Here is a 12,942-nt window from a genome sequence, read left to right as displayed (position 1 = left end):
CGTCCCCCTTCCGGGGGAAGCCGCGCAGCGGCTCAGGGGGGGACCTCAATACCCCACCGCGCACCCGTCCTTGCGCGGATCGGAACCCGCGATGTAGTGCTCGCCATCGCGCAGCACCAGTTGCGCGCCGCCGAAAGCGAACACGCCATGGCCGGCCTCGATGCTGACCTCATGGCCGCGTGCGCACAACTGCTCAACCACGGCGGCATCGAAGGACGGCTCCACGGCCACGCCCTTGCCGCCGGTCACGCGCCAGCGCGGCGCATCGGCCGCAGCCTGCGGGTTCTGGCCGTAGCGCAGCACGCGCAGGGCCATCTGCAGATGGCCCTGGCTCTGCATCGGGCCGCCCATGACGCCGAACGCCATTTGCGGTCTGCCGTCGGCATGCATGGCAAAGGCCGGAATGATGGTGTGCGAGGGACGCTTGCGCGGACCGACCTGGTTGGCATGACCGGCCTCGGTGGTAAAGCCGTGGCCGCGGTTCTGCAGGCTGATGCCCGTGCCCGGCACGACCACGCCCGAGCCGAAGCCCATGTAGTTGGACTGGATGAAGGAGACCATCATGCCGCTGGCATCGGCCGTCGCCAGGTAGACCGTGCCGCCGGGCCGGGGCGCGCCGCAGCGAGGGTCGCTGGCCTTTTCGCGATCGATCAGCTGCGCGCGTTCGCGCAGGTAGTCGCGGTCCAGCAGCTGCGCTGGGGTGACCCGCATATGGTCAAGGTCGGCGTTGTACTGGTGCAGGTCGGCAAAGGCCAGCTTCATGGCCTCGATCTGCAGGTGCACGCTGTCCACGCCGTCCAGCGGCTGCGATCCGATCGGATCGCCACCCGCACCCAGCTCGTCGAGCATGCCCAGCGCCATCAGCGCCGCAATGCCCTGGCCGTTGGGCGGGATCTCGTGGATCACCGAGTCACCGAACTTCTGCGACACCGTTCCCACCCAGTCGGCCTGGTGCGCGGCCAGGTCTTCCTCGCTCATCACGCCGCCGCAGGCCCGCGAATGCTCGACCATCTTCCTGGCCAGCGCGCCGCGGTAGAAGGACTCGCCCAGGGTCTCGGCAATCTCTTCCAGCGTGCGCGCATGGGCTTCGCTCCTGAACACTTCACCGGCTCGGGGAGCGCGGCCACCGGGCAGAAAGCACTCGGCAAAGCCGGGCTGGTCGCCCAGTTTCTTGCCGCCCAGCTCCCACAGTGTGGCAATCGTGGGCGAGACCGGGAAACCGTTGCGTGCATAGTCGATGGCGGGCTGGGCCACCTGCGCGAAGGGCAGCTTGCCGAAGCGCTTGGACAGCGCCACCCAGGCCGACACGGCGCCGGGCACGGTCACGGCATTCCAGCCCTTTTCCGGAATGCCGCCGAGCTGGGCAAAGTAGTCGGGCGTCCAGCCCGCAGGCGAGCGGCCCGAGGCGTTGAGGCCGTGCAGCTCCTTGCCGTCCCAGACGATGGCAAAGCCGTCGCTGCCAATGCCACAGCCCGTGGGCTCGACCACCGTGAGCGTCATCGCCGCGGCCAGTGCCGCATCCACGGCGTTGCCGCCAGCCAGCAGCATGGAGAGGCCGGCCTGCGCGGCCAGCGGCTGCGAAGTGCTGACCACATTGCGCCCCAGCACCGGCGAGCGATGCGAGGCATAGGGAAGCGTCCAGTCCTTGATGAGGTTTGTCATATCTAAGTCCGATCAGTGATTCATGGGCGCCGCGCTTAAAACTGGCACGCCCCAGGCCATAGGCATCGAGCAAGAGCCGCCTCACGGCGGGAGGCGCCTAGCCGGGGGCGCCTAGCCGGGGGCGCCGAGCCGAGGATGCCGTCCCCCCGGCGCAGCCGCACAGGGGGTTGCATATGTCATTCCAAAGTAATGTGGTTGTCCCTGATGACCTTGGCCCAGCGCGCGCTGTCGGCCTGCACCATGGCAGCGAACTGCGCGGGCGTCTGCGGCTTGGCGGGCTCCACGCCCTGCTTGGCCAGGCTGGCGATCACCTCGGGATTCTGGATGGCGCGGTTGAAGGCCTGGTTGATCCTGCCGACCAGCTCGGGCTTCATGCCGGCCGGGCCGTAAAGGCCGAACCAGGTGACCGAGGAATAGCCTGGCAGGCCGGATTCGGCCACCGTGGGCAGATTCGGCGCCAGCGTGCTGCGCCTGTCGCCGGTCACGGCCAGGGCACGCAGGCGGCCGCTGGCCACATGGGGCATGCCCGTGGGAATGGAGTCGAACAGCAGATGCACCTGGCCTGCCGCCAGATCGGTGATCGACTGCGCCGTGCCCTTGTAGGGCACATGGGCGAGCTGTATGCCGGCCTGGGCGGCAAAGGCGGCGGTGTTCAGGTGCACGATGGTGCCATTGCCGCTGGTGGCGTAGTTGAGCTTGCCGGGATTGGCCCTGGCATAGGCAATCAGCTCCTGCACGCTCTTGACCGGCAGCGAGGGCGTGACCAGCAGCACGCTGGCCGCATCCGCCGTATGCGCAATGGGACTGAAATCCTTGTCCGCCTTGTAGGCCAGCCTGGGCATCAGATGTGGCGAAATCGCATGCGTGCTGCTGGTGGTGAACAGCAGCGTGTAGCCGTCGGCCGCCGCCTTGGCGGCCTCGGCCGTGCCTATGGTGCCGCCGGCGCCGGGCCGGTTGTCTATGACCAGCTGCTGGCCCAGCTCCTGCGATACGCGCTGCGCGATCACGCGTGCCACCAGATCGGTGGCGCCGCTGGCCGGAAACGGCACGATCACGCGCACCGGTCGGCCGGGCCAGGCGGCCTCGCCCTGGGCCAGGGCCGGAAAGGCCAGCAAACCACCGGCCACGGCCGCAGCGGCCTGAAGCCACTGGCGGCGCGTCGTTGAAACAGTAAACCGTGCCCGCATGGCAACTCCTGCAGAAATGGAGGGCTGGCCGCTGCCTGGCGACCATCGAACGGGAGATCTTAGAAAACCGGGGCATTTGCCGCTATCGGCAAATTTGCAAGCCGTCGTTGCCAAAACAGCAAACCGGGCACAATGGCGCTTTGCCGCCACCGCCTGCCATGCCCGAGTCCCGCCATTTGCTGCTGCAAGACACCGCGCTGCGCTACTTCCACGAAGTCGCGCAATGCGGATCGCTGAGCGAGGCTTCGGCAAGACTGCATGTGGCAGCCTCGGCCATCAGCCGCCAGATTGCGGCATTGGAGGAGCGGCTGGGCACGCCGCTGTTCGAGCGCCGCCCGCGCGGCATGGTGCTCAACGCCGCCGGCGAGATCCTCGCCGATCATGCGCGCCGAGCAGGGCTGGACGCCGAGCGCGCGCTCGACGAGATCAAGGCCTTGCAGGGCCTGCGCAGCGGCAAGGTGCGCATCGCCAGCTCCGATGCCTTCGCCAGTGAATTCCTGCCGCGCCTGTGCGCGGCCTTCCAGCGCGAGCACGGCGGCATCGTCTTCGAAGTGACGGTGCTTCCCACGCACGAGGTTTCCGGTGCCGTGCGTACCGGCACGGCCGACATAGGCCTGTGTTTCAGCCGGGCCCCCGAGCCCGGCATCGCCGTCGCCTGCCGCGTAGCCGCGCCCGTGCTGGCGCTGGTGGCATCCGGCCATGAACTGGCGCAGGAGCGCAGCGTGGCACTGGCAAGGCTGGTGCGCTATCCGCTGGCATTGACGCCACCCAGCACGGCCGTGCGCCAGTTGCTGGATGCAGCCTGCAGCCGCCAGGGACTGATGCTGGCGCCGGCCCTGGAGAGCAATCACGGCAAGACGCTGCTGAACTTTGCGGCCCAGGGCGCAGCGGTCGCCGTGGCCAGCGAAATCGCCGCCCGCGACATGGTGGCCACAGGCGCGCTCGTGGCCGTGGCACTCAGCGACCGCGGCATGGATTTGCGCGATATCGAGGTTCAGACCCTGGCCGGCCGCACGCTGCCGCATGCGGCGCAGTCCTTTCTGGAGCTGCTGCAACTGCGCCTGCCCGCAGCCTGGTGATACGGCAGCCGCTCGCGCCGACTCAATCCGCCTTGGGGCGCAGCACCAGCCATAGCGACAGCGCAATCAGCCCGCCACCCATGGCATGAGCGATGGTCAAGGACTCATCGAGCAGGGCCCAGCCCCAGAGCACGGCAAACACGGGCACGATAAAGGTCACGGTCAGCGCCTTTTGCGGGCCTTCATCGGCAATCAGCCGGAAATACAGCACATAGGCCAGAGCCGTGCTCAACAGGCCCAGCAGCGCCACATTGCCCCATGCCAGCAGCGGAGCGGCCTGCAGCCTGGCCAGCATGCCGGACTCCAGCGCCATGTCGATGAGCAGCGCCGGCGTCAGCACCATCAGCGCACCGAGCTGGCTGATGAAAACGGCAGCGCGCGTGTCCACGCACGCATTGGCACCGGCCAGCCTGAGCGTCAGATAGCTGGAAAACGCATAGCAGACCGTGGCCACAAAACAGGCAGCCATGCCTCCCAGCACGGCACTGCCGAGATCCAGCGGCCCGGCCTGGGCCAGCACCGCCACACCGCCAATCCCCAGCAGCACCGCCACCACACGCGCGGGCGTGATCGCCTCGGCAAACACCAGCGCTCCCACCACGGTAGCAACCAGAGGCGTGGTGGCATTGAAGATGGCGCTATAGCCCGATGGCAGCACCTGGGCCGCCAGCGCGTACATGAGAAAGGGGATGCCGGAATTGATGACACCCAGCCCCAGCAAGGGCCAAAGATAGCGTCCTGGCCTGGGCCGGTAGCCCATGGCAAACAACGCCGCGCCAAGGCCCAGCGCCGAAAACAGGCCGCGTCCCACGGCCGTGGGCACGGCCCCCAGATGGGATACGGCCACGCGCATGAATAAAAAAACTGCCGCCCCAGAGGGCGGCCAGTGTCATGAGTCGGATCAGGCTGGCTACAGACATACAGGACATTGTGCACAGCCCCGGCCTGCACGCCTGTCACAACTGCCGAATGCCAATATCAGTGAATCTGCACCAGCACATCGTCCAGCGTGGCACCGGCCTCTTCCGGCACCGGGCGCGTCAGCTGCGGCACCTTGTAGATGCTGGCATCGGCATGAATCAGGCCTATGTCATAGCGCTGGCCGGCCAGATAATCGCCCACCGACTCCAGCACGATGGGGCTGCGATGCAGATGCTCGGTGGCCTTGAGCTCATCGAGCGAGAGCCAGACGCTGCGCACGATGCCGTCGTCCAGATGGCGCTGGGCATGGTGCATGCCCAGATCGCCCGTGAAGGCGAAGCGCAGATAGGTGATGTCCGAGCCCGTGCGCGTGCGCACAAAGCGGTTCATGTAGATGCCGACCAGAGCCGTGGGCGTGAAGCTGTAGGCCGTCTCTTCCATGACTTCGCGCACACAGGCATCGACAGGGCTTTCGGAAGGGTCGAGATGACCGGCCGGCGTGTTCAGACGCAGTCCATCCGCCGTTTGTTCTTCCACCAGCAAAAAACGGCCATCGCGTTCGATGATGGCCGAGACAGTCACATTGGGTTTCCAGCGATTGGGCATGGCCGGCATTATCCTTGTCCCAACCCGACGATGTGTCAGATAAATCCCACCATATAGAGCGCTCCTTCGCCGTAACTGGCCAAATGTTGCTGCTGCGCAGCATTTGTCACGGATTCGACCACATAGCCTTGACGCTCCCAGTAAAGCCGCGAACCCTGCACCGAAACCAGTGCCGTGCGCTGCACGCCGCGCGCTCTGGCCTGCGCCTTCAGGACCTGGACCATGCGCCGCGCCAGGCCCTGGCCGGCGGCAGCCTCGGACACGGCCATATCGTGCAGATAGAGCACGCAGGCGTCGTCATATTCGGCAAAGTCGCCGTTGAGCGGCGTGATGGCTCCGGGGCGCGACCAATAGGCTGCCAGATAGGCCACCAGTTCCCCGCCCTGCTCGGCCGCCCAGGAACAATGCCCGGCCGTCCGCAAACGGCGCACAAACACCTCGCGCGGCTCGGCAAAGTCCGCACCATAGCAATGCTGCTGTATGCGCATCACGGCATCCACATCGTCCGCTCCCAGCGCGCGCAGCTGGATTGGCATCGACTCCGTCATCAAAAACTCTCAAATCAATAGTTGTCAACGCTTATCAGTCAATGGCTGACAGCCAATTTCAATCAAAATCCGGCACATAGCTTAGCAAGCCGTTCATCTCGCAGCAGTCTGTAGGCGCTATGGCGATAGTAATGATTCTCAATTGGAAATGCATCGCCATCCTCCCTAACATTCATTCATCGCACAGGGAGAAACAGATGACACGCTTGATCAAGACATTGCGCCAAAACCAGCTCACGCTGACCAAGACCGCCAGCTACTACGTGATACACATCACCGTGGCCGCCTGCGTCGCCTATGCCGTGACCGGCAATCTGATTGCTTCGCTGACGCTGAGCCTGCTCGAGCCCACGGTCCAGGCCTTTGCCTTCTTCTTCCATGAAAAAGTCTGGGAGCGCCGCCTGAAGAAACGCGAGCAGCAAGCGCTTGCCGGACAGGCACTGAGCGCCTGAGAGCCGTCTATGAACGCCGACCACCCCACCACTTTTGCGCAATGGCTGCTGCAGTCCCTGGCCATGCTGGGCGACTGTAACGGCCATCTTCGCGATCTGTAGAAATTATGTGTACAAGCTTTTTGATAAGCCATGGGTAAATATTGAATATCCCAGGCTCTTTGTGAGCTTCTGATCATTCACGCCAGAAAATCATCCGAGCCTGACTCTCCCGCATCAGAAAATACTGTGGATAAGTCATGCTGAAGATGCCAATTCGGACTCGCGCCCATGGGTTTGCGGCTATTTGCCAAACCGGGCCCAAGGCCAACAATGGCCGGGAATCCAAGGAGTTCCCATGCAGCTTGCAGACCGCCAGACATCCGCAGACCTCGCGCGCCACGACGAACAATGGCTGAGCGCCCACTGGATGCCGTTCACCGGCAACCGCAACTTCAAGGCCAGGCCCCGCATCATCACGGGCGCACAGGGCGCCTACTACAGCGATGCCGATGGCCGGCGCATTTTCGACGGCCTCTCGGGCCTGTGGTGCTCGGGGCTGGGCCATGGCCGCCGCGAGATCGCCGAGGCCATTGGCAAGGCCGCGCTGCAGCTCGATTACGCTCCCGCCTTCCAGTTCGGCCACCCTGCCTCGTTCGCGCTGGCCAACCGCATCGTGGCCCTGATGCCCCAGGGGCTTGAGCATGTGTTCTTCACCGGCTCGGGCTCGGAAGCGGCCGACACCTCGCTGAAGATGGCGCGCGCCTACTGGCGCGCCAGGGGTCAGGGCTCCAAGACACGGCTGATCGGGCGCGAGAAGGGCTATCACGGCGTGAACTTTGGCGGCATCTCTGTGGGCGGCATGGGGGGCAACCGCAAGATGTTCGGCCAAGGGATTGAAGCCGACCATCTGCCGCACACCCAGCCGCCACCCGGTTCGTTCTTCAAGGGCCAGCCCCAGACAGACGGACGCGCCCTGGCAGACCGGCTGCTCGATCTGATCGCCCTGCATGACGCCAGCAATATCGCCGCCGTGATCGTGGAGCCCATGTCGGGCTCGGGCGGCGTGGTGATTCCGCCCACCGGCTATCTGCAGCGTTTGCGCGAGATCTGCACCCAGCACGACATCCTGCTGATCTTCGACGAGGTCATCACGGGCTTTGGCCGCCTCGGAGCGATGACGGCGGCCGAGGCCTTTGGCGTGACGCCGGACATCATGAATATCGCCAAGCAGGTCAGCAACGGCGCCCAGCCATTAGGAGCCTGCGTGGTCACGCCCGCCATCTATGAGCAGTTCATGGCGGCCGGCGGGCCGGAGTACATGCTGGAATTTGCCCACGGCTATACTTATTCAGCCCATCCCGTGGCCTGCGCGGCAGCCATTGCGGCACTGGATCTGCTGCAGCGCGAAGACGGCCCGGGCCGCGTGCGCGCGCTGGCCCCCTTCTTCGAGCAGGCCGTGCACAGCCTCAAGGACGCCAGGCATGTGCTGGACATCCGCAATATCGGCCTGGCGGCGGGCATCACGATTGCATCCCTGCCTGGCGAGCCCGCCAGGCGCCCTTATGAGATCGCCATGAAATGCTGGGAGGCCGGCTTCTATGTGCGCTACGGCGGCGACACGATTCAGCTGGCGCCGCCCTTCATCAGCGAGCAGGCCGAGATCGAGCGGCTGATCAACGCACTCGGCGATGCGCTGCAGGCCACCGATTGAACTACTAAATCAATAGCTTCAATCGCTTTTCCCAAAAGCGATTGAAGCCTTTTTATCCAAGTTCAGGAGAGCTGTGCCGCCAGGGCTTCGAATTCGGCGACAGGCACTTCTTCCGCGCGGCGCTGCAGATCGAACTCGCCGGCAAAGCCCTTGGCTTCCAGCCATTTGCCCAGGGTGTTGCGCAGGATCTTGCGGCGCTGGCTGAAAGCGACCTGCACCAGCTCTTCCAGCAGCTTGGGATCGAGATCCGCAGGCTGCTCGCGCGGAATCATGCGCACCACGGCACTGTCGACCTTGGGAGGCGGATTGAAGCTGCCCGGCGGCACGAACAGCACATCCTCCATGGCGTAGCGCCACTGCAGCATCACCGACAGACGGCCGTAGGCCGAGGTGCCGGCGTCCGCCACCATGCGGTCTATGACCTCTTTTTGCAGCATGAAGTGCTGGTCCTGCACCACATCCACCTGCTCCAGCAGATGAAAAAGAATGGGGCTGGAGATGTTGTAGGGCAGATTGCCGACCACGCGCAGCTTGGCCACGCCCAGTCGCGCAGCCAGCGCACGGAAGTCCACCTTGAGCACATCGGACTCGACCACATTGAGATCGTCGCGCAGACGCAGACGGGCCGCCAGGTCCCGGTCCAGCTCGATCACGGTGAGCTTGCCCAGGCGCTCGACCAGGGGCTGCGACAGCGCCATCAGGCCGGGGCCGATCTCGACCATGGGTTCGCCCGCCTTGGGGTCGATGGCCTGGACGATGTTGTCGATGATGGCGCCGTCGGTCAGGAAATTCTGGCCGAAGCGCTTGCGGGGAATATGTTTCATGAATGCGAAAGCGGTGCCTGGGCACCGCTTGGAATGAGGTGGAGCTCCGATGCCCGGTGCGCAATGATGACATTACCGGGCACTTCAAGCGGATTGAATGGGCTTATTGGGGTGGCTCGCGGTATTCCACAAAGGCCTTGCCGCGCAGTTCCTTGAGCCAGGTTTCGTAGTCCTGCTCGGCCTTGCGCTCGCGCACCACGTTGCGAACCATTTCGCGCTGCTCGCGCTCGGTGAGCTTTTCCTGGCGGCGCTCGATCAGCTGAATCAGGTGCACGCCGAAACGCGACACCACGGGGTTGCTGATCTGGCCCGGCTGCAGGTTGTCGAGCACGCGTTCAAACTCGGGCACGAACTGGCCGGGCGAGGACCAGCCCAGATCACCGCCATTGCGCGCGCTGCCGTCCTTGGAGAACTCCTGGGCCAGTTGCTGGAAGGTGGCCTGGCCGGCTTCCACACGACGCTTGTAGTCCTCCAGACGCTTGGCCGCCTGCGCTTCGGTCATGCCATCGCCTACGGTCAGCAGAATATGGCGGGCGTGGTTCTGCGTGATGTATACAGGCGCTCCGGCCTGAGATTTTTCCAGCACCTTGAGCACGTGGAAACCTGCGCCCGAACGAAACGGACCGACGATGGCACCGACAGCCGAATTGCCCACCTGCTGAGAAAACAGCTCGGGGTAATCGCTCATGGGGCGCATGCCCATGGCGCCGCCACCCTGACCGTTGGGGACATCCGAAAACTCCCGCACGGCAGCGATGAAGTCGGGGTTCTTGCGAGCGGCTTCTGCCGCCTGCTTGGCCTTGGCCTCGCGCTCCGCCACCACGGCAGGGCTGGCGTTTTCAGGCACGGTGATCAGGATGTGGCCCAGATTGGCTGCGGCACCCGCAGCCGCATCGCCGGGGCGCTTCTGGTCCTTGAGATAGCGATCGATGTCTGCTTCCCCGACCTTGACGCGACCGTCCACATCACGCTCGCGCACACGCTGCATCAGCATCTGGTTGCGGATCTCCGAACGGAACTGCGCTTCGGAAATCCCTTCGGCCTTCAGGCGCGACACCAGGCCGGCCTTGTCGGTATTGTTCTGGCGCGCCACATTGGCCACGGCCTGATCGACCGTCATGTTGTCAATGTTGATGCCCGTGTCCTTGGCTTCCTGCAGCTGCACGCGCTCGACAATCAGGCGCTCCAGAACCTGGCGGGCCAGCTCGCTCTGGGACGGCAGCTGCCCGCCCTGCTCGGTCACATTCTGCGCAACGCGCTCCATGCGCGCACGCACTTCGTTATTGGTGATGGGTTCGGAATTGACCACGGCCACGATGTAATCGGCCGAGCGAACACCCTGTGCGGCTACCGGAGCCTGGCGCCCCGAGGGCTGGGCCGTCGCCTCCAATGCGCGCGAGATGGAGGAGTCATTGCCAGCCTTGGCCTTGCTGCCGGGGCTCTTCAGGCCCTGGGCCTGCACACCGGCAGCCATTACAGCCAGTGCCACGGCAACAGCACATGCATTGGATGTCTTGGAGAAAAAACGCATGAAAAAAGCCTTGATTAATCGTAATTGGTAAAGCGGCTGGGCGGAGTCACCGCCTCACGCAAATATTGATAGCGCGGCACATTCTGCTTGAGGCTGGAGGTGGGATCGGCACCAAAACTCAGGCGCGAGAAGCCCACGAACTCCATCTGGAACAGCAGACGCAGATTCGACTGGATGACCGAGCTTTGCAGGCGTTCCAGCACCACACGGCCAATCCAGCAGCAACCGTCGTATTCCAGGCCGACCACGGTATCCACCAGCTTGTTGTCCTTGATGGAGTAGTTGAGGCGGCCCACGGCATACCAGCGGCCACCGCCCTGGCCGCGACCGGCGCCCAGATCCTTGCCCTTGTCGCCCCAGAGGTCGTTGATGGGCCATTGCCAGCCCACGTCCACCAGTTCGCTGGAGGGTTTCTTGGTGACCGTATCCAGCTGCGTGCGGTAACCGATGTTGAAGGTGCGATAGTTGCCCGGGCTGTAACGCGCCGTGGCCGTGGTACGCACCGTGCGGTTCAAGTCCTTGTTGTACTGGGTCGTGCCTTCCAGCGACCACTTGTCGGTCCAGTTGAAGGCCGCACCCAGCAGGATATCGGACAGCTTACTGGTAGCAGCCACCTCACCGGGCAGCAGCACGCGCTGATCGGACAGGCGAACGCGCTGGGCCACGGCGAACTTGAGCTTTTCCGCACCGCTTTCGGGGTCGATGAAGCGTGAGGTCGCGCCCAGCGTCATCAAATGGTTGTCGGCAATGCGGTCCTGACCGACATAGTCGTTCTCGGAAAAAATGCTCGCGAAGTTGAAATCGCTGCGACCCGTGTCGTAGAGCGGCAGCATGCTCTGATCGCGATAGGGCGTATAGGTATAGAAGGCCCGGGGTTCGAAGGTCTGCAACAGATTCTTGCCGAACCAGGAGGTGTCGCGCTCGAAGATCAGGCCGCTGTCCAGGCTGAAGGTGGGCAGAGTGCGGTTGGCGCTCTTGCTGCCGTTGCTCATCAGCTGATCGGTCTGATACATGGAGGTATGCAGCATCAGCTTGGGCGTGATGAAGGCGCCGGGAGACAGGAATGGCCGGCTCAGTTGCGCCTGCACATAGCTGCGCTGGCCGTTGTTGCCGACCTGACCCGTGATGGGGCGAATCAGCTCGAAGCGTGTGGTGTCGGCCACCACGGAGAAATCCAGCCCATGCGGCAGGTCCAGCGGCGTGTAGCGGTACTGCAGCTGCGGCACCATGCTGTAGGGCGGCGCAATCGGCGAAGTCACATCCTGCTGCACCTGATAGCGCAGCACATTGAGGCTCAGCACCCCATCGCCCTTGGCCCAGCTCAGATTGGCCGTGCTGGGCAGCAGGCGCTGGCGCAGCGCCACGGGAGCCAGGCGGAAGTCGCGCCAGTAATCACCGTCGCTGACGCGGTTCAGATTGAGGTTCAGCCCCAGACCGCCGACCGGCGTATCGAAGCTCGCACGATGCTGCCAGGAATAACCCCAGCGATCGCGGTTGCGCAGATTGTCGCCCGGCATGTAGCTGGCATAGGTCTCGCCCGAGTAGCTGGGCTCCAGATAGCGGAACTGTCCCGTCAGATTCACGCCGCGCTTGGTCATCAGCGTGGGCGTGATGGTCATATCGCGATTGGGGGCGATATTCCAGTAATAGGGCTGTGAATACTCGATGCCGCCGAGCTTGTCCATGCCTATCATGGGCGGCAGCAGGCCCGATTTGCGCTTGTCCGAGAGCGGAAAACTCATGCGCGGCACGGGCAGGACGGTCACGCCCTTGAACTTCAGGGATGCACCCTCGGCCACCCCCACCTCTTCGGCCATGTCCAGATGAATGGTCTTGGCCTCGAGCACCCAGCTCGGCTCCCAGCTGGCCTCGTCATCGCGCTGGCAGGTGGTGTAGGTGGCGTCATGGACGACCGAACGATCCTTGTCGATGAAATCCACTCGCGAGGACTCGCCATGGCCGCCCGTGGCCAGAAAGCGATAGTTGGCATTGTCGAACTGGCCCTTGAAGGCATCCATCTGCAGATCCAGCACCGTACCCTCGTAGACATTGCCGGCCTGGTTGATGTGGACCGAGCCCACGGCGTTGATCCTGTCGTCCGGAACCGCATAGTCGAGCTTGTCCGCGCGGATCATGGTGTCGCCGCGGCGCAACTCTGCCTCGCCATGAACCGAGGCCTTGAGATCGGGCTGACCGGACAGGCTGTCACCTTTGATATAGATGGGCTGCTGGTCACGCACTTCCTGAGGATAGCTCTCCTGCAGCGCGCTGCTGGACTTGAGTTCCAAGGCTGGCAGCTCGCCCGCGACGCTGGCGGAGGACGACGCTGTCGTTTCGGCCGACTGGGCATAGGCCTGCATGCCAGCACCCGCCCATGCCAGTGCCACAGCCCATGCCAGAGGACGAATCACCGGCCGAGCAGCTCCCGCACGCGTCGAA

General features: G+C 64.2%; 10 protein-coding genes and 1 pseudogene. 3 read left to right on the top strand and 8 right to left on the bottom strand.

All coding sequences use genetic code 11. The features are described 5' to 3' along the window. Positions 1 to 45: 45 nt before the first annotated feature. On the bottom strand, positions 46 to 1,662 hold the full coding sequence (locus V8Z78_RS14250; protein WP_314352539.1) for a gamma-glutamyltransferase family protein: 1,617 nt from the start codon (positions 1,660 to 1,662) through the stop codon (positions 46 to 48). 176 nt (positions 1,663 to 1,838) lie between these two features. Further along, the gene (locus V8Z78_RS14245; protein WP_054074293.1) at positions 1,839 to 2,849 is read right to left on the bottom strand and encodes a Bug family tripartite tricarboxylate transporter substrate binding protein; all 1,011 of its coding nucleotides are present in this window, start codon (positions 2,847 to 2,849) and stop codon (positions 1,839 to 1,841) included. Between the two features lie 158 nt (positions 2,850 to 3,007). Here V8Z78_RS14245 and V8Z78_RS14240 point away from each other — a divergent pair, with 158 nt between their 5' ends. Then, a complete protein-coding gene (locus tag V8Z78_RS14240; RefSeq protein ID WP_046460417.1) occupies positions 3,008 to 3,928 on the top strand; it encodes a LysR family transcriptional regulator in 921 nt (306 codons plus the stop codon). Between the two features lie 22 nt (positions 3,929 to 3,950). Here V8Z78_RS14240 and V8Z78_RS14235 read toward each other — a convergent pair. From V8Z78_RS14235 to V8Z78_RS14225, 3 genes and pseudogenes are all read right to left on the bottom strand, one after another. Further along, positions 3,951 to 4,848, bottom strand: a pseudogene (locus V8Z78_RS14235) (DMT family transporter). 58 nt (positions 4,849 to 4,906) lie between these two features. Beyond that, positions 4,907 to 5,464 carry an NUDIX hydrolase gene (locus tag V8Z78_RS14230; RefSeq protein WP_003066904.1) on the bottom strand — a complete coding sequence of 186 codons (558 nt, stop codon included), beginning with the start codon at positions 5,462 to 5,464 and terminating at the stop codon, positions 4,907 to 4,909. 26 nt (positions 5,465 to 5,490) lie between these two features. After that, positions 5,491 to 6,003, bottom strand: coding sequence for a GNAT family N-acetyltransferase (locus V8Z78_RS14225; protein ID WP_057094075.1), 513 nt, complete (start codon positions 6,001 to 6,003; stop codon positions 5,491 to 5,493). A 197-nt stretch (positions 6,004 to 6,200) separates the two neighbouring features. Between V8Z78_RS14225 and V8Z78_RS14220 the strand changes: the two genes are divergently transcribed. Both V8Z78_RS14220 and aptA read left to right on the top strand, forming a co-directional pair. Continuing rightward, entirely contained in the window at positions 6,201 to 6,455 is a 255-nt protein-coding gene (locus V8Z78_RS14220) for a DUF2061 domain-containing protein (protein WP_003066898.1), read from the top strand. A 337-nt stretch (positions 6,456 to 6,792) separates the two neighbouring features. Further along, on the top strand, positions 6,793 to 8,148 hold the full coding sequence (gene aptA, locus V8Z78_RS14215; protein ID WP_179627355.1) for an omega-aminotransferase AptA: 1,356 nt from the start codon (positions 6,793 to 6,795) through the stop codon (positions 8,146 to 8,148). Positions 8,149 to 8,210: 62 nt separating this feature from the next. On the opposite strand, the gene rsmA is transcribed toward aptA, so the two are convergent. From rsmA to V8Z78_RS14200, 3 genes are all read right to left on the bottom strand, one after another. After that, complete coding sequence (gene rsmA, locus V8Z78_RS14210) at positions 8,211 to 8,972, bottom strand: 16S rRNA (adenine(1518)-N(6)/adenine(1519)-N(6))-dimethyltransferase RsmA (protein ID WP_057094077.1); 762 nt, start codon at positions 8,970 to 8,972, stop codon at positions 8,211 to 8,213. A gap of 103 nt (positions 8,973 to 9,075) precedes the next feature. Beyond that, complete coding sequence (locus V8Z78_RS14205; RefSeq protein WP_012840313.1) at positions 9,076 to 10,503, bottom strand: peptidylprolyl isomerase; 1,428 nt, start codon at positions 10,501 to 10,503, stop codon at positions 9,076 to 9,078. A 14-nt stretch (positions 10,504 to 10,517) separates the two neighbouring features. Then, a complete protein-coding gene (locus V8Z78_RS14200; RefSeq protein ID WP_349731616.1) occupies positions 10,518 to 12,863 on the bottom strand; it encodes an LPS-assembly protein LptD in 2,346 nt (781 codons plus the stop codon). Positions 12,864 to 12,942: the final 79 nt, after the last annotated feature.

This window comes from Comamonas sp. wu1-DMT (genome assembly GCF_040187805.1).
Taxonomy (GTDB): Bacteria; Pseudomonadota; Gammaproteobacteria; order Burkholderiales; family Burkholderiaceae_C; genus Comamonas; species Comamonas thiooxydans.
Note: the sequence above shows the minus strand (reverse complement) of the source record. Positions and strands in the feature narration are given on the sequence as shown.